This window comes from Actinomadura coerulea, assembly GCF_014208105.1.
Taxonomy (GTDB): domain Bacteria; phylum Actinomycetota; class Actinomycetes; order Streptosporangiales; family Streptosporangiaceae; genus Spirillospora; species Spirillospora coerulea.
In genome coordinates, this window is sequence record NZ_JACHMQ010000001.1 from 5,698,352 (window position 1) to 5,713,514 (window position 15,163).

Sequence of the window (15,163 nt, forward strand, 5' to 3'; positions counted from 1 at the left end):
CCGCCCCTCAGGAACCTACGGTCCCGAATGACATTCGGTCAACGACCTCCGGCCGATGCCGGCGGGCGTCGGCGGCCGGGCGCCGGAGACCCGGCCGCGGGGCTCAGATGTCGGTGAAGTCGCCGTGCCGGCCGCGGCCGCTCGCGAACCGTCCGGCGCCCTCGATGGCATCCTCCATGGAGCCGAGGCCGCGGCGGTACTCGGCGGCGATCGCCTCGTCCTCGGGGAGGCCCTCCGCCTCCAGCGCCGACAGCCGGTCGCCCCGCAGGCAGGCCTGCGGGAACCGCGCCAGCCCGGCCGCCAGCTCCTCGGCCGCCTCCCGCGCCCTCCCCGGCGGGACGAGCCGGTTGGCGAGGCCGATCTCGAACGCCTCCCGCCCGTCCACGGGCCGTCCGGTGAGGATCAGGTCCATGGCGCGGCTCGCGCCGATCAGCCGCGGGAGCCGGACCGTCCCGCCGTCGACGAGCGGGACGCCCCAGCGCCGGCAGTAGACCCCGAACGTGGCCGTCTCCTCCGCGACACGCAGATCGCACCACAGCGCCAGCTCCAGGCCCCCGGCGACGGCATGGCCCGCGACCGCCGCGATGACCGGCTTCGACAGCCGCATCCGCGTGCAGCCGAGCGGCCCGTCGGCCGGGGGCGGGTCGAGGCGCGGGCCGCGCCCGGTGCCGACCGAGGCGAGGTCGGCGCCGGAGCAGAACGTGCCGCCCTCGCCCCACAGGACGGCGACGCTCGCGGCGTCGTCCGCGTCGAACTCGCGGAACGCGGCGGCCAGCTCGCGCGCCGTCGGCCCGTCGACGGCGTTGCGCGTCGCCGGGCGGGACATCACCACCGTGGTCACCGGGCCGTCCCGCTCGATCCGTACCGCCACGCGCGGCCTCCTAGTCGTCGGTGAACGCTCCGTCCGCCAGGTCGTCGAAGCGTTCGAGCTCGTCGGCCGGGTCGTCGATCCCCCGCAGCGGGCCGGGGTCGGCGAGGTGGCTCCGAGCGTAGAGGCGCGCGACCAGCGCCTTGCGGTCATCGCCGGAATCGGCGCGCTCCCACCCGGCCTGCTCCAGCAGCAGCGCCGCCGCGTACACGTCGGCCATGTACTGGGCGAGCGGGTAGAGGCGGGCTTCGGCCACGTTCCTGTCGAGTCCGCGCCACTTCTCTATGGCCTCGCGGAGATGCCCGATGCTCTGCCCGACCAGCGCGGCCGTCTCGTCGTCGCCGCCGGGCGCCCCCCGGACGGCCCGGTCGAGCCTTTCGAGGAACGGCTCGTGCGCGTCCTGCCGCTCGACCGCGCGGCGGACGTCCAGGCACAGGATGTTGTCGCCGCCCTCCCAGATGGGGTTGACCTGCGCGTCCCGCAGGATCCGCGCGACCGGCCACTGCTCGATGTAGCCGTTCCCGCCGTGGATCTCGATGGCGTCGCTCGCGGCCGTCACACCCAGCCGGGCGGCCCGCAGCTTGATGAGCGCCGCCCCCAGCCGCAGCCGGGGACGCCCCAGGTAGCCGTCGAAGACGAGCGCCTGCACGGCCTCGGTCTCCACGATCAGCTCGGCGAGCTTGCGGCGCATGAGCGGCTGCGCGCCCAGCGACGCGCCGAACGCCTCGCGGGCCCGCGCGTAGCAGAGCGACTCGACGAGGGCCCGCCGCGCGCAGCCGAGGCCCATCATGGAGATGCCGAGGCGGGCGCCGTTGGTCAGCTCCATCATGCGGGCGAGGCCCCTGCCGTCCCCGCCCTCGCCCGCGCTCGACGCCGGGGCCAGCAGGAACGCCTCCGCGTCGGTGAACTCGATCTCGGCCGACGCCACCGACCGCGTGCCGAGCTTGTCCTTGAGCCGCCGGATCCGGACCCCGTTGCGCGAGCCGTCCCGCCGCTCCCGCAGGACGAGGAACGGCGCGATGCCCCGGACGCCGTCCACGGCGCCCTCCGGCTTGGCCAGCACCACGAACGCCGAGCCGCCCGCGTTGGAGGCGAACCACTTGAAGCCGTTGAGGCGCCAGGCGTCACCCTCCCGCGACGCGGTCGACTCCAGCGCGCCGAGGTCCGAGCCGCCCGACCGCTCGGTGAGCATCTGCGCGGCCTCGCCGGACATCTCCCCGGCCGCGAACAGCTCCCGCACCCGCGCCCTGACGTCGTCCGGCGCGAACAGCTCCGCCAGGCCCACGACCATGTCGCCGCCGGTGCCGAGCGCGCACGCCATGCCGATGTCGGCCTGGTCGAGCAGGTAGCTCCACGCCACGCCCATCGGCGCGGGGTCGACGCCGGCGCGCTTCGCCTCGGCGACGAAGTCGGGCCGGGTGAACGACGTCGCCACAATGTCCCGGCGCGCCGCCTCGAACGAGGGCGGCATGACGACCTCGCTGATGTCGCGTCCCCACCGGTCGTACTTCTCCAGGCGGGGCGGGTTGCGGTCGGTCTCCTCGGCCCGCTCGGCGATCGGCCCGCCCATCAGCGCGCCCATGTCCCTGAGCCGGGGCTCGGCCCAGCCGAAGCCCTCTCCCAGGTGCCGCCGCATGAGGAACCGCAGCGTGGGGTCGCACTCGTACCAGTTGCGGCCGGCCGCGCCCCGGTAGCGCTCGGTGGCGTAGCGGCGCGCCTTCTCCGCGCCCCCGAACGGCAACCGGTCGAACGACTCGATGAGGTAAGACGCCATGCACCGCACATTACACTTGTAGCTCACGCGACGGAAAGACTGTAATCTGAGGACGGGGCCACCCTCCCTCCCCGGTAGGGTCACCACAGCCATGGACAGCCTGGAGATTCGCCCGCTCACCGCTCGGTCCGTCGTCCTGAGCACGCTGCTGGGCGTCCACCCGCCCCGCCTCCCGGCCCGCTACCTCGTCCGCGTCGGCGACCTGTTCGGCATCGCGGAGGGGACGATCCGGGTGGCCCTGTCGCGGATGGTCGCCGCCGGCGACCTCGTCCAGTCCGGCGGGACGTACGCCCTCACCGAGCGCCTCCTCGCCCGCCAGGCGCGCCAGGACGAGGCCCGCCTCCACCCGACCCGCCCGTGGGACGGGGCCTGGGAGATCGCCGTCATCACCGCCGAGCGCCGTCCCGCCGCCGACCGCGCCGCGCTGCGGCAGGCCATGTCGACCCTGCGGCTCGCGGAGCTGCGGGAGGGCACCTGGCTGCGCCCGGCGAACCTGACCCGCCCGCGGCCCGAACCCGTCGTCCGGCAGTGCACCTTCCTCACGGGCCGCCCCGAGGAGGACCCCGCCGCCCTGGCCGCCTCCCTCTGGGACCTGGACGCCTGGACGGCCAAGGCCGACGCCCTGCGCACCGCCCTGGCCGGGGCGACCGCGATCGCCGAGCGCTTCACCTACGCGGCGGCCGTCCTGCGCCACCTCCTCAACGACCCGCTCCTCCCCCCGTCACTGCTGCCCGCCGGCTGGCCGGGGCCGGACCTGCGCGCCCGCTACGAAGCCTTCGAGGCCGACTTCGAGCAGCTCCTCACCACCCACGTCCTCGCCTGAGAGCCCGCATGAAACGCTCCTGGAGCATCGGGGCGGCGATCTGCGCCGCAGGGTGCTTATCGTTCACGCAGTGGGACACCTCCGCCCACATCCCGGTGCGCCTGGTCGCCTTCCGCTACGGCGACAACCCCGTCCTCAGGGTCATCTCCTTCTTCGCGCCCCTGACGCCCGACGATGCCGTCAGCCCTCATCTGGCGCAGTGGATCTGGCCGTTGCGACTCGCCGTCTACCTGCTGACCACCGCGCTCGTCTATCTCGCCGCGCGCTCCGTCACGGCGAGGACGGGGCACGTCGGGGCCCTCCTCCGGTGGATGAGCGTCGTGATGCTGGCCTTCGGGGCCGGCGAGGTGGTGGCGCTGACGATCGTGGTCCTTGGCGACATGGACGCCGAACAGGGCATTTCGCCCTCGATAATGATCCACACGCGGAGTGACGGCCATTTCTGGCCGTCCGACGCGCTCTTCGCCGGTGCCGGCATGTCGCTGTGGATCGGACTCCCGCTGGCGGGCCTCCACCTGGTCTACCGCATACGGCGGGCGAGACGGCCCGGTGACACCTCCGAGGCGCGCCCGAGAACCGTGGGCGACCTGCCGGGACGGGCGCGCCACGTCGCCACCGTCGGCATCGTTCCGGCGGTCTGCCTGGCGTTCCTGGGCGGCGCCACGAGATTCGTCTCCTATGGCACCGGTCGCAGGCTCTCGCTGCCCGATGCGCTGGCGGACCTCTCGCTCTATCCGAGACTGCGGCCGAAGCCACCGCCGCTCACGGTCGACGACTGGCTCGCCCCCAAGGACGGCGACAGGTGGATGTTCTATTCCGGCCTCAGGGAGAGTTGGGCGGTGTCGAGCGCCGTGGCGCTCTTCTTCCTCGCGCTGCTGTGGCTGCTGTTATGCAAGGTCGTTTCAGGGCTCGAACCGGAATCGCGGCGGGGCACCCTGGACGCGTTCCTCTTCGGCTGGTCGGTCGTCGTTCTCACCGCCCTGCTGACCGGGCTCGTCCATGCCGCCCTGTCCCGCATGGGAGACGACGGCTCCGGCTTCGGGACGGAGGTGACGGCCATCCTGCCCTTCGCGATGCGGTTCGGCGTCGTCTGGGGGTGGCTCGTCGGGCTGGCCGTCGCGTCCTCCTACCGGAGGAGCCGGCCCCCCGCTGCGGCGGCCGCGCCTACGGGCACTCCGGCGGAGACGACGCCTTGAGGAGCTTCGCGTACTTGGGCGCCGACACCCTCGTGTAGTGCTGCCTCTGGCAGTTCAGGCCGTCCATGAACACCACCTGGTACCGCGCGACGTCGGGGAGCCTGCCGGTGAGCGCGAACGGCCGGTTCCCCGGCGCCGTGATCGACATCTGGTGGCGCCCGCCGCCCGCGATGTAGTCGACCCGCACGCTCCATCGGCAGTACGGCCCCTCCCACCCCGAGAACTTGTCCGGGTGCCCGATGGTCGCCTCGATGGCGAGCGTCTCCTTCTTGCCCTTCTCCAGGGTCAGCCGCTGCGCCTTGGGCCCGACGAAGAAGGGGGAGAGCCTCCCGTCCTCTTTCCGCTGGAAGACCGGGCGCGGGCGCGGGCCGTCGATCACGAGGTAGAGCGGGATCTTGTCGCCGCCCCCGGCGGCCTGGTTCTCGATGTACGCGCCCGTCGGGGCCGGGCCGCACCGTCCGCCGGCCATCACCGGGCGGACGTCCACGATCTCCACGGCCTCGTTCCGCCGGGTCTCGATGGTGATCTCCCAGCGGGACGAGCCGACGTCGACCGCGCCGCGCTCGGCCAGCCATTCCTCGCCCAGCGAGTCGGGCGGCGACTCGCCGGCGGGAAGCGCGGCGCCACCGCCCTTCCGCGCGGGGACGAGCACGGGATTGCCGGAGTCGAGGTCATGGTGGACGTCGACGACCCGGATCGCATCGCCCGCGGACACCGAGTCGGCGACCTCGCCGGGCGTGAGCCACCCCTCGCCCACCGCTCGGAGCGTGTCCTGGAAATAGGTGGCGGTCACCGCCATGACGATCACGAATAACCAGGTGGAGGGCTGCCGGCGCCAGGACGTCCGCGGTTCGGGCTGGTCCTCGCCCTCGGCCCGCCCGCTTCCGTCCGGCAGAGTTCTCTTCATGCCCGCGCCGCTCGTTCACAATGGTGAATTAAGACGTTAGCACGCAGTTCCGTTCATTCAAGGAAAGGTTATGAGCTGGCGAACGGCCTCGGCGGTGTGGAGGCGGTCGAAGCCCGCGTTGATCTCGTCGAGGGGGAGACGGCCGCTGAGGAGGGCGTCCACGGGGAGGGCGCCGTCGCGGTAGAGGGCGATGAAGCGGGGGACGTCCCGCCGGGGAACGCAGGAGCCGAGGTAGCTGCCGCGCAGGGTCCGCTCCTCGGCGACGAGGCTGAGGGCGGGCAGGGTGAGGGGCGCGCCGGGGGCCGGGAGGCCGACGGTGACGGTCGTGCCGCCGGGACGGGTGGCCGCGTAGGCCTGTTCGAGGACGGCGACGACGCCCGTCGTGTCGATCACCTTCTCCGCGCCGCCGGCCGTCAGGTCGCGGACCGCCTCGACGGCGTCCGGTCCGCCCGCGACGGGCCGGGCGCCGAGGCGCTCGGCGAGGTCCCGCTTGGAGGCGACGACGTCCACGGCGAGGACGGTGGAGGCTCCGGCGGCCTTGGCGGCCAGGACGGCGGACAGGCCGACGCCCCCGAGGCCGAAGACGGCGACGGTGTCGCCCGGCGCGACGGCCGCGCTGTAGAGGGCGGCCCCGGCACCGGTGAGGACGGCGCAGCCGAACAGCGCGGCGACGTCGAAGGGCAGGTCGCGGTCGATCTTCACCGCGGAGCGGGACGAGACGACGGTGTACTCGGAGAACGCCGAGACGCCGAGATGGTGGTGCGGGCGCGTCCCGTCCGGGGCGCGGAACCGCCGGCCGCCGCCGAGCAGGGTCCCGGCGCCGTTGGCCTCGGCGCCCGGCCCGCAGAGGGCGGGACGTCCGGCGACGCAGCGCTCGCAGTGCCCGCACGCCGGGACGAACGCGAGCACGACGTGGTCGCCGGGCGCGAACTCGGTGCCCGGACCGGTCTCCACGACCTCGCCCGCGGCCTCGTGCCCGAGCGCCATGGGGAGGGGGCGCGGGCGGGACCCGTTGATGACGGACAGGTCGGAGTGGCAGAGGCCGGCGGCGCCGATCCGGACCAGGAGCTCGCCGTGGCCGGGCGGGTCGAGGCGGAGCTCGGCGATCTCCAGGGGACGGGACGCGGCGTACGGGGCGGGGCGCCCCGACTCGACGAGGACGGCTGCGCGGGTGGCGGTCATGCGGCCAGCAGCTTCCGCATCTCGGTGCGGACCGTCCCGGTGATCTCGACCGGGCGGCGGGTGCCGCGGTCGACGAACACGTGGACGAAGTGGCCCTCGGCGACGAGCGCGCCGTCCGAGCCGCGCAGCATGCCGATCTCCCAGCGGACGCTGGACCGGCCGAGCTTGCCGACGCGGAGCCCGACGCGGATCGTGTCGGGGAACGCCGCCTCGGCCTTGTACTCGCAGTGGGACTCGACGCACAGCGCGATCGAGCCGGAGGCCGCGGGGTCGAAGCCGGCGGTCCGGATCATCCACTCGTTGATGACGGTGTCCATCAGCGAGTAGTGGACGACGTTGTTGACGTGCCCATAGACGTCGTTGTCCTTCCACCGCGTCGGGACGTTCTCCCAGTACAGGTACTCGCCGGTCATAAGGAGCAGACTAGGGGCGGCGCCGCGGAGGCGCCGCACCGCCCGGGCACAACGGTGCCCGTGCCAAATGCCGTCCGGGTGCGCGAGGGCGCCCGCCCAACCGCGCGCGTGGTGCGCGAAGGCGGTCGCGAGAAGGCGGAAGCGGCGTTCACCGGGCCGCGAGGAAAGGTTCTGAGCACGATCCCGGCCTGGTGAACGCCGCCCCCTCAGCGGCGCCGCGCGGACGCCGCCGTCTATCGGGAGGAGGCCCCGGTCCCGGGCCGGGTGCGGGCCGCGTCGAAGCGGGCCTTCACGTCCGTCCAGTTCACGAGCGACCAGAGCTTCTCCACGTAGTCCGGGCGGACGTTGCGGTACTGGAGGTAGTAGGCGTGCTCCCAGGCGTCGAACACCAGCAGCGGCGTCGTGTTCATGCCGACGTTGCCGTGGTGGTCGTAGACCTGCTCGACGACGAGGCGCCCGCCGAGGGGCTCCCACGCGAGCACGCCCCAGCCGGAGCCCTGCACGGTGGAGGTCGCCGCCGTGAGCTGCTTCTGGAACGCCTCGAACGCGCCGAAGTGCTCGTCGATCGCCGCGGCCAGCTCCCCGTCCGGGCGGTCGCCGCCGTCCGGGGACAGGTTGTCCCAGAAGATCGAGTGCAGGACGTGACCGGAGAGGTTGAACGCGAACGTCTTCTCCAGGCCGACCAGCCCGCCGTACTGCTCCTTCTCGCGCGCCTCGGCGAGCTTCTCCAGGGTGTCGTTGGCGCCCTTGACGTAGGCGGCGTGGTGCCTGGAGTGGTGCAGCTCCAGGATCTCTCCGGTGATCGCCGGCTCCAGGGCGGCGTAGTCGTAGGGCAGGTCGGGAAGCGTGTAGTCGGCCATACGGCCACTATTGCAAACGAGTTGCAGTTACGTCCAATGCGCAACACGGAAACGGACCCGCCCCCGGGGCGGGGACGGGTCCGGTATCGGTGACGGGTCAGTAGCGGCGGCGTCCGCCGCCGCGCCCGCGCGACAGCAGTCCTCGGACCTTCGCCTGGGTGCGCGGGTCCCGGGCGAGTCGTTCCGCGCGGGCACGCGCCTTGCGGCCCTGCGGACTCCGGGCGAACCGCTTGATGCGGTCGATGACGGAAGGCATGTTCTTCCTCCTCGGCCTTGTCTTCACGGTTCAACGACTGCCCGTTCTAAAAGGTTCAGAACGCCTCGTCGAGCGCGACCGTCCCCTCGACGCCGATCTGGTAAGCCGAAACGCGGCGCTCGAAGAAGTTGGACAGCTCCTGGACGTCCTGCAGCTCCATGAAGGCGAACGGGTTCGCGGTGCCGTAGCGGGCGGGCAGGCCGAGCCGGACGAGCCGCTGGTCCGCGACGTATTCGAGGTAGGCGCGCATGTCGTCCGCGCTCATGCCGGGCAGGCCGTCCCCGCACAGGTCGCGGGCGAACGCCAGCTCCGCCTGGACGGCCTCCTCCATCATGGCCGTGACCTGGGCCGTCAGCTCCGCGTCGAACAGGGCGGGCTCCTCCGCCCGGACGGTGTCGACCACCGAGAACGCGAACTCCATGTGCATCGACTCGTCCCGGAAGACCCAGTTCGTTCCGGACGCGAGGCCGTTCAGCAGGCCGCGCGACCGGAGCCAGTACACGTAGGCGAACGCGCCGTAGAAGAACAGCCCCTCGATGCAGGCCGCGAAGCAGATGAGGTTCAGCAGGAACGTCCTGCGGTCGGCGGCGGTGCGGAGCTCGTCCAGGGAGCCGAGCGAGTCGATCCAGCGGAAGCAGAACTCCGCCTTGGCCCGGATGGACGGGATGTGCTCGATCGCCGCGAACGCCTTCACGCGCTCGTCCTGATCGGGCAGGTAGGTGTCCAGGAGGGTCAGATAAAACTGTACGTGGACGGCCTCCTCATATAGCTGCCGCGACAGGTAGAGCCGGGCCTCCGGCGCGTTCACGTGCTTGTAGAGGTTGAGCACGAGGTTGTTCGCCACGATCGAGTCGCCGGTGGCGAAGAACGCGACGAGCCGGTTGACGAGGTGCAGCTCGGCGGGCGTGAGCCGCGCGAGGTCCGCCAGGTCGGAGGCGAGGTCGACCTCCTCGACCGTCCAGGTGTTGCGGATCGCGGCCCGGTACCGCTCGTAGAAGTCCGGGTAGCGCATGGGCCGCAGCGTCAGGTCCATGCCGGGGTCGAGGAGCATGCCCCGCCCTTCCGCTCGCTCGTTCACTGGCACGCCTCGCAGGTCTCGGGGTTCTCCAGGGAGCAGACGGCCGCGGCGACCGTCGTCTGCGCGATCCGCGTCGCCGGACGGGACCGCAGGTAGTACGTCGTCTTGAGCCCGGCCCGCCACGCGTAGGCGTACATCGACGAGAGCTTGCCGATCGTCGGCGTCTCCATGAACAGGTTCAGTGACTGCGACTGGTCGATGTACGGGGTGCGGGCGGCGGCGAGGTCGATGAGCGCCTTCTGCGGCAGCTCCCAGGCCGTCCGGTAGAGCGACAGCATCTCCTCCGGCAGGTCGACGAGCCCCTGGACGGACCCGTTCGCCTTCTTGACGGCCTCGCGGACGGCCGGCGTCCACAGCCCGAGCGACTTCAGGTCCTCCACCAGGTAGCGGTTGATCTGCAGGAACTCGCCGGACAGCGTCTCGCGCTTGAACAGGTTGGACACCTGCGGCTCGATGCACTCGTAGCAGCCCGCGATGGACGCGATCGTCGCGGTCGGCGCGATCGCGACGAGCAGCGAGTTGCGCAGGCCGACCTCCGCGACGCGGGCGCGCAGGGCCTCCCAGTCGGCGGGACGGGAGGGCGCCGCGTCCGGGAAGTGGTCCAGGTGGAGCTCGCCGCGCGCGGTCCGGGTCGCGTCGTAGGCGGGCAGCGGCCCGTGGGCGGCGGCGAGGTCGGCCGACGCGTGGTAGGCGGCGAGGGCGATCTCCTCGGCGATGCGCGTCGACAGCTCGCGCGCCTCGGCCGAGTCGAACGGCAGGCGCAGCGTGAAGAACACGTCCGCGAGGCCCATCACGCCCAGCCCGACCGGCCGCCACTTGCGGTTGGCCTTCTCCGCCTCCGGGGTGGGGTAGAAGCCCCGGTCGATGGTGCGGTCCAGGAACCGGACCGCGGTGCGGACCGTCGAGCGGAGCCGCTCCCAGTCGACGCCGGACGGCCCGGCGTGCGCGGCCAGGTTCACCGACCCGAGGTTGCAGACGGCGGCCTCACTGTCGCCCGTCACCTCCAGGATCTCCGTGCAGAGGTTCGACAGGTGGACGACCTTGCCGGGCTCGGCGGTCTGGTTGCAGGCGCGGTTGGCGGCGTCCTTGAACGTCATCCAGCCGTTGCCGGTCTCGGCGAGCGTCCGCATCATGCGCCCGTACAGCTTGCGGGCCGGGATCCGCCGGACGAACCGCCCGTCCCGCTCCGCCGCCCGGTAGGCCTCGTCGAACTCCTCGCCCCACAGGTCGACCAGCTCGGGGACCTCCTTCGGGTCGAACAGCGACCATGCCGCGTCGGCCTCGACGCGGCGCATGAACTCGTCCGGGATCCAGTTGGCCAGATTGAGGTTGTGGGTGCGGCGCGCCTCCTCGCCGGTGTTGCCGCGCAGCTCCAGGAACTCCTCGACGTCGGCGTGCCACGGCTCCAGGTACACGCACGCCGCGCCCTTGCGGCGGCCGCCCTGGTTGACGGCGGCGACGGACGAGTCGAGCGTGCGCAGCCAGGGGACGACCCCGTTGGAGTGCCCGTTGGTGCCGCGGATCAGCGAGCCCCGCGACCGCACCCGCGTCCAGGAGATGCCGATGCCGCCCGCGTACTTGCTGAGCCGCGCGACCTGCCCGTACCGCTCGTAGATCGACTCCAGCTCGTCGCGCGGCGAGTCGAGCAGGAAGCACGACGAGAGCTGCGGGCGGCGGGCGCCGGAGTTGAACAGCGTGGGCGAGCTGGGCAGGTACGACAGGGTGCTGAGCAGCGCGTACAGCTCGGCGGCCTCCTCCACGGTGTCGGCGAGACCGCACGCCACGCGCAGAAGGAAGTGCTGAGGCCGTTCCAGGACGAGCCGCGAGCGCGGATGCCTGAGCAGGTACCGGTCGTAGACCGTCCGGAGCCCGAAGTACTCGAACCGGTCGTCGGCCTCCTCGTCGACGAGCGCGTCGAGCGCCGCGGCGCGGGCGGCGACGAAGGCGGCCAGGTCGTCCGCGAGGAGGCCCTCACGGTGCGCGGCGGCGACCGACTCGGCGAACGTCCGGACGCCGGCGGCCGCGGCCTCCTCCCGGATCCGGCCGCCGAGCAGCCGCGCGGCCACCCTGGAGTACCCGGGCTCGGCGGGGATGAGCGCGGCGGCCTCCCCGATCGCGAGGTCCCGCAGGGCCGCCGCGTCCAGCCCGTCCGCGGACCGGACCGCGGCCAGCACCCGTCCGGCCTCGGCGTCCGGTATCCCCTCGCAGGCCGCCTCGACCTCGACGACGATCTCCGCCGGCGGCGCGGCCAGAACCTGTGTCACGTGCATCTTCCCCTCGCATGCCGCCCCGCGGAGGCATGCGAACGGCGCGCGGCGGCAGGCCGCGCTCCGCCCCCGGCCCACCCGCGAGGCCTGGACGTGTCGATCCGGGACGGACCCGGACCCCCGGATGAGGCCGGTCTCCCGGCCTCGCGTGCGGGCAGGTCTTCGGACTCGCGGGCGCCGCCTCTGCCGAGGCGTCCTACTGGCCGTCGCTTCCCGGGCCGCCGGGCCCAGTGCTCGATGACGGCGGTCGTTCCCGCTCACCGCTGCGGGGCAGTCCCGGATTCCCACCGGGTTCCCTCTCACGCCGCCCCCGCCGCGAACGACGGGGCGGACCAGCACGGGACTGAACCCTACATCTAGTCGACGATCAACGCACAACCCCAAGATGTTGGGCGTGGCGGCGAATGTTCGGGGGCGGCTGGGCAGCGCGCGCGGGGGATGGGACGATGGTCGCCGTCATGAGCCCCCTTGCGCCGCAGCCGCTGTTCCGGCCCGCACGCGCGGTGGTGTTCGCCACCGTGTGCGCGACGCTGGCGACCCTCGGGCACGTCCTGGCGGGCGGCGCGGCGGTGCCCGCCTGGGCGGCGCTCACGGGCTTCGGCGCCGTCCTCGGCGTGACGATGATGCTGGCGGGCCACGAGCGCTCGCTGGCGACGATCCTGGGCGGGCTTCTCGGCGGGCAGTTCGCCCTCCACACGCTGTTCACGGCGGCCACCGCGCCCCATCACGCGCCCGAGGCGCACGCCGCCATGACGGGCGCCATGGAACCCGTCCCGGTCGCCGCCGCCCACGGCGGGAACGGCCTGGTGATGACGCTCGCGCACTGCACGGCCGCGCTGGTGGCCGCGTGGTGGCTGCGGCGCGGCGAGCGGGCCGCGTGGTCGCTCGCCCGGCGGGTCGCCGCCCTCGCGGACCGTCCGATCCGCCTGCTGCCGGCCCTGCTCGCCGTGGAGCCGGCCGAGCCCTCGGCCCGTCCCCTCCGGGCGGCGCCCGAGGCGGCCGCCGCCACGGCCACCGGGCGTGTCCTGCGGCACCAGGTCGTCCGGCGGGGCCCCCCGCCGCGTTCGAGGGCGCTCGCTCACTCCTGAGCCGGAGCGCCGTACGCCACCGGACGCCCCATCGCGGCGCCCGGTCCTTCCCGTGCGTCTCGAACGGAGTTCCGCAATGCCCTTCATTCCGCATGCCCGGCGCGCCGGCGCCGTCGCGTCCCTCGCCGCCCTGTCCGTGATCGGCCTGGCCGCGGCGGCGTCCGCGCACGTCAGCGTGAACCCCAGGACCGCCGAGCAGGGCTCGTACGCCAAGGTCTCGTTCCGGGTGCCGAACGAGCGCGACGACGCCTCCACCACCAAGCTCGTGGTGAACCTGCCGACCGACCACCCGCTGTCGTCGGTGTCGGTCCGGCCGCTGCCCGGCTGGACGGTGAAGGTCGACAGGTCCAGGCTGCCGGAGCCGGTGAAGACCGAGGGCGGCGAGCTGACCGAGGCCGTCACGAAGATCACCTGGAGCGGCGGCAGGATCGAGCCGGGCCGGTTCGAGGAGTTCGACGTGTCGATGGGACCGCTGCCCACCGACACCGACCAGCTCCTGTTCAAGGCCGACCAGACCTACTCCGGCGGCGAGGTCGTCAAGTGGGAGGAGCCCCCTGCCGAGGGGGCGAACGAGCCGGAGCACCCCTCGCCGGTGCTGAAGCTGCTCCCCAAGGGCTCGGCGGCCACGACCGGACTGACCGCGCAGGTGAAGCCCGCCGCGGCGTCGTCCGCGTCGTCCGGTGACGGGACGGCCCGGCTGCTCGGCGGCATCGGCATCGCCGTCGGCGCGGCCGGCATCGCGGTCGGCGCCTACGGCGTGACCCGGGCGCGGAGCCGGGCATGACCCGCGCGGCGCTGCGCGGGACCGCCGGTGCCGCGGCGCTCGCGGCCGTCCTGGCGGCGACCGCGGTCCCGGCGTCGGCGCACACGGCGCTGACGTCGGCGAGCCCCGAGAAGGACTCGACGGTCGCGGCCCCGTCCCGGATCGTCCTGACGTACGGCGACCCGGTCCGGCTGCCGCGCGTGGTCGTGACCGACCGGTCGCGGAGGCAGTACCAGGCCGGTCCGGCGCGGGCGGTCGACAACAAGGTCACCCAGGCCGTCGGCGGCACGCTGCCCGACGGGGAGTACACCGTGGGGTGGCGCGTCGTCGCCTCGGACGGCCATCCGGTCGAGGGCACCTACACGTTCACCGTGCGGGGCTCGTCCGGGGCCGTCCAGCCCGCCCCCTCGCCGATCCGGAAGACCATCGTCGCCACCGGCGACACCGACGACCGGGGAGGCTCGTCGGGCTGGCTCTGGATCGGCCTGATCGCCCTGGTCCTCGCGGCGGCGGCGGGCGCCGCCGCCTGGTTCCGCCGCTCGCCCCGCCAGGATTGATCGTTTCGCTTCCGGTCGGATGATTACAGGATTACAGTGATAATCCGACCGGAAGCAGCCTGGGGGCCCCATGATCGTCGAGTACATCCGCTACCGCATCGACCCGCAGGACGCGGCGGACTTCGAGGCCGCCTACGCGCGCGCCTCCGTCCCGCTCGCCGCCGCGCCCGAGTGCGTGGACTACGAGCTGTCCAGGTGCGTCGACGAGCCGTCGTCCTACATCCTGCGCATCTGCTGGACGTCGGCCGACGACCACATGCGGGGCTTCCGGGGCGGCGAGCACTTCCCCGCGTTCTTCGCCGAGATCAAGCCGTACGTCCAGCGGATCGAGGAGATGCGCCACTACGAGCGGACGGCGGTGCGCGGCGCCGGCTCGTCCGTCCCGACCATGTACGACTGGACGGGCGGGAGCGCGGCGCTGGAGCGGCTCACCGAGCACTTCTACACGAACGTCCTCAAGGACGAGCTGCTGCGCCCGCTTTTCGAGCACATGGCCCCGGACCACCCGAAGTGGGTCGCGGCCTGGCTCGGCGAGGTCTTCCGCGGGCCCGAGCGCTACAGCCGCGAGCGCGGCGGCTACGCCGCCATGGTGCGCCACCACCTCGGCAAGTCCATCACCGAGGCGCAGCGCCGCCGCTGGGTCGCGCTCCTCATGGACGCGGCGGACGAGGTCGGCCTCCCGGACGACCCGGAGTTCCGCGCCGCGTTCGCGTCCTACATCGAGTGGGGCACGCGCATCGCCCTCGCCAACTCCCAGCCGGACGCGAAGCCGCCCCTCCAGGCCCCCATGCCGCACTGGGGCTGGGGCGTCGCACCGCCCTACATCCCCGCCGACTAGCATCCGGGGCGCCGATACCCGCGCACGGCCTGAGAGGTGCTCGGGCGCGGTCACGCCGCCCGCCTGGTACGGGCGCTCGCGACGCGCGTCACGTCCCGGAACGAACGCCCCTTCCTGCACGTCGCCGCAGCGAACACCCCGGCGATCGCACTCTACGAACGGCTCGGCTTCGAGGTCTGGAGGCACGTGACCTTCCGCGGCTTCCGGGTCCCCTGACCGCCGCCGCCCGTAGTAAGCTCTGCGGCGTTCCTGCGACAGGGGAGGTTGATGAATATGGCCCGCGCGGCGCTTCA

16 protein-coding genes and 1 riboswitch are annotated in these 15,163 nt (G+C 73.1%); of the genes, 7 read left to right on the forward strand and 9 right to left on the reverse strand.

Annotated elements, in window-relative coordinates:
• Positions 1-103: 103 nt before the first annotated feature.
• Both BKA00_RS26195 and BKA00_RS26200 read right to left on the reverse strand, forming a co-directional pair.
• Positions 104-871 (reverse strand): crotonase/enoyl-CoA hydratase family protein, encoded by a 768-nt coding sequence (locus BKA00_RS26195; RefSeq protein ID WP_185029165.1) that lies wholly within the window; start codon positions 869-871, stop codon positions 104-106.
• 10 nt (positions 872-881) lie between these two features.
• The gene (locus tag BKA00_RS26200; RefSeq protein ID WP_185029166.1) at positions 882-2,642 is read right to left on the reverse strand and encodes an acyl-CoA dehydrogenase family protein; all 1,761 of its coding nucleotides are present in this window, start codon (positions 2,640-2,642) and stop codon (positions 882-884) included.
• 91 nt (positions 2,643-2,733) lie between these two features.
• Here BKA00_RS26200 and BKA00_RS26205 point away from each other — a divergent pair, with 91 nt between their 5' ends.
• Positions 2,734-3,465, forward strand: a complete 732-nt coding sequence (locus BKA00_RS26205; protein WP_185029168.1) for a PaaX family transcriptional regulator C-terminal domain-containing protein — start codon at positions 2,734-2,736, stop codon at positions 3,463-3,465.
• Positions 3,466-3,473: 8 nt separating this feature from the next.
• Complete coding sequence (locus tag BKA00_RS26210; protein WP_185029170.1) at positions 3,474-4,661, forward strand: hypothetical protein; 1,188 nt, start codon at positions 3,474-3,476, stop codon at positions 4,659-4,661.
• On the opposite strand, the gene BKA00_RS26215 is transcribed toward BKA00_RS26210, so the two are convergent.
• The 7 genes from BKA00_RS26215 to BKA00_RS26245 form a co-directional block, all read right to left on the reverse strand.
• Positions 4,630-5,568: a hypothetical protein gene (locus BKA00_RS26215; protein ID WP_185029172.1), complete on the reverse strand. Its 939-nt coding sequence runs from the start codon at positions 5,566-5,568 to the stop codon at positions 4,630-4,632. The genes BKA00_RS26210 and BKA00_RS26215 overlap by 32 nt on opposite strands.
• Before the next feature lie 57 nt (positions 5,569-5,625).
• A complete protein-coding gene (locus BKA00_RS26220) occupies positions 5,626-6,750 on the reverse strand; it encodes a zinc-dependent alcohol dehydrogenase family protein (protein ID WP_185029174.1) in 1,125 nt (374 codons plus the stop codon).
• Positions 6,747-7,163, reverse strand: a complete 417-nt coding sequence (locus BKA00_RS26225) for an acyl-CoA thioesterase (RefSeq protein WP_185029176.1) — start codon at positions 7,161-7,163, stop codon at positions 6,747-6,749. Before BKA00_RS26225 ends, BKA00_RS26220 begins: the two co-directional genes overlap by 4 nt.
• Before the next feature lie 233 nt (positions 7,164-7,396).
• Positions 7,397-8,023: a superoxide dismutase gene (locus BKA00_RS26230; protein WP_185029178.1), complete on the reverse strand. Its 627-nt coding sequence runs from the start codon at positions 8,021-8,023 to the stop codon at positions 7,397-7,399.
• 97 nt (positions 8,024-8,120) lie between these two features.
• Entirely contained in the window at positions 8,121-8,279 is a 159-nt protein-coding gene (locus BKA00_RS26235) for a hypothetical protein (protein WP_185029180.1), read from the reverse strand.
• A 55-nt stretch (positions 8,280-8,334) separates the two neighbouring features.
• Positions 8,335-9,357, reverse strand: a complete 1,023-nt coding sequence (locus BKA00_RS26240; RefSeq protein ID WP_230298777.1) for a ribonucleotide-diphosphate reductase subunit beta — start codon at positions 9,355-9,357, stop codon at positions 8,335-8,337.
• Positions 9,354-11,621 carry a ribonucleoside-diphosphate reductase subunit alpha gene (locus tag BKA00_RS26245; RefSeq protein WP_230298776.1) on the reverse strand — a complete coding sequence of 756 codons (2,268 nt, stop codon included), beginning with the start codon at positions 11,619-11,621 and terminating at the stop codon, positions 9,354-9,356. The genes BKA00_RS26240 and BKA00_RS26245 overlap by 4 nt, the downstream gene beginning before the upstream one ends.
• A gap of 139 nt (positions 11,622-11,760) precedes the next feature.
• Positions 11,761-11,976, reverse strand: a riboswitch (cobalamin riboswitch).
• Positions 11,977-12,082: 106 nt separating this feature from the next.
• On the opposite strand from BKA00_RS26245, the gene BKA00_RS26250 reads away from it, so the two are divergent.
• The 5 genes from BKA00_RS26250 (at position 12,083) to BKA00_RS26270 (ending at position 15,086) form a co-directional block, all read left to right on the forward strand.
• Positions 12,083-12,712 carry an MFS transporter gene (locus BKA00_RS26250; RefSeq protein ID WP_221493296.1) on the forward strand — a complete coding sequence of 210 codons (630 nt, stop codon included), beginning with the start codon at positions 12,083-12,085 and terminating at the stop codon, positions 12,710-12,712.
• A 76-nt stretch (positions 12,713-12,788) separates the two neighbouring features.
• The gene (locus tag BKA00_RS26255) at positions 12,789-13,496 is read left to right on the forward strand and encodes a YcnI family copper-binding membrane protein (RefSeq protein WP_185029184.1); all 708 of its coding nucleotides are present in this window, start codon (positions 12,789-12,791) and stop codon (positions 13,494-13,496) included.
• Positions 13,493-14,032 (forward strand): copper resistance CopC family protein, encoded by a 540-nt coding sequence (locus BKA00_RS26260; RefSeq protein ID WP_185029186.1) that lies wholly within the window; start codon positions 13,493-13,495, stop codon positions 14,030-14,032. The genes BKA00_RS26255 and BKA00_RS26260 overlap by 4 nt, the downstream gene beginning before the upstream one ends.
• Positions 14,033-14,102: 70 nt before the next feature.
• Entirely contained in the window at positions 14,103-14,870 is a 768-nt protein-coding gene (locus BKA00_RS26265) for a group II truncated hemoglobin (RefSeq protein ID WP_185029188.1), read from the forward strand.
• Positions 14,871-14,906: 36 nt separating this feature from the next.
• Positions 14,907-15,086, forward strand: coding sequence for a GNAT family N-acetyltransferase (locus BKA00_RS26270; protein WP_185029190.1), 180 nt, complete (start codon positions 14,907-14,909; stop codon positions 15,084-15,086).
• The last annotated feature ends 77 nt before the right edge of the window (positions 15,087-15,163 follow it).

Excerpts from the sequence above, each read along its gene's own strand:
- BKA00_RS26220 (WP_185029174.1), bottom strand. The coding sequence starts at position 6,750 with ATGACCGCCACCCGCGCAGCCGTCCTCGTCGAGTCGGGGCGCCCCGCC.
- BKA00_RS26235 (WP_185029180.1), bottom strand. The coding sequence starts at position 8,279 with ATGCCTTCCGTCATCGACCGCATCAAGCGGTTCGCCCGGAGTCCGCAG.
- BKA00_RS26260 (WP_185029186.1), top strand. The coding sequence starts at position 13,493 with ATGACCCGCGCGGCGCTGCGCGGGACCGCCGGTGCCGCGGCGCTCGCG.
- BKA00_RS26210 (WP_185029170.1), top strand. The coding sequence starts at position 3,474 with ATGAAACGCTCCTGGAGCATCGGGGCGGCGATCTGCGCCGCAGGGTGC.
- BKA00_RS26250 (WP_221493296.1), top strand. The coding sequence starts at position 12,083 with ATGAGCCCCCTTGCGCCGCAGCCGCTGTTCCGGCCCGCACGCGCGGTG.
- BKA00_RS26215 (WP_185029172.1), bottom strand. The coding sequence starts at position 5,568 with ATGAAGAGAACTCTGCCGGACGGAAGCGGGCGGGCCGAGGGCGAGGAC.
- BKA00_RS26205 (WP_185029168.1), top strand. The coding sequence starts at position 2,734 with ATGGACAGCCTGGAGATTCGCCCGCTCACCGCTCGGTCCGTCGTCCTG.
- BKA00_RS26200 (WP_185029166.1), bottom strand. The coding sequence starts at position 2,642 with ATGGCGTCTTACCTCATCGAGTCGTTCGACCGGTTGCCGTTCGGGGGC.
- BKA00_RS26265 (WP_185029188.1), top strand. The coding sequence starts at position 14,103 with ATGATCGTCGAGTACATCCGCTACCGCATCGACCCGCAGGACGCGGCG.
- BKA00_RS26255 (WP_185029184.1), top strand. The coding sequence starts at position 12,789 with ATGCCCTTCATTCCGCATGCCCGGCGCGCCGGCGCCGTCGCGTCCCTC.
- BKA00_RS26225 (WP_185029176.1), bottom strand. The coding sequence starts at position 7,163 with ATGACCGGCGAGTACCTGTACTGGGAGAACGTCCCGACGCGGTGGAAG.
- BKA00_RS26230 (WP_185029178.1), bottom strand. The coding sequence starts at position 8,023 with ATGGCCGACTACACGCTTCCCGACCTGCCCTACGACTACGCCGCCCTG.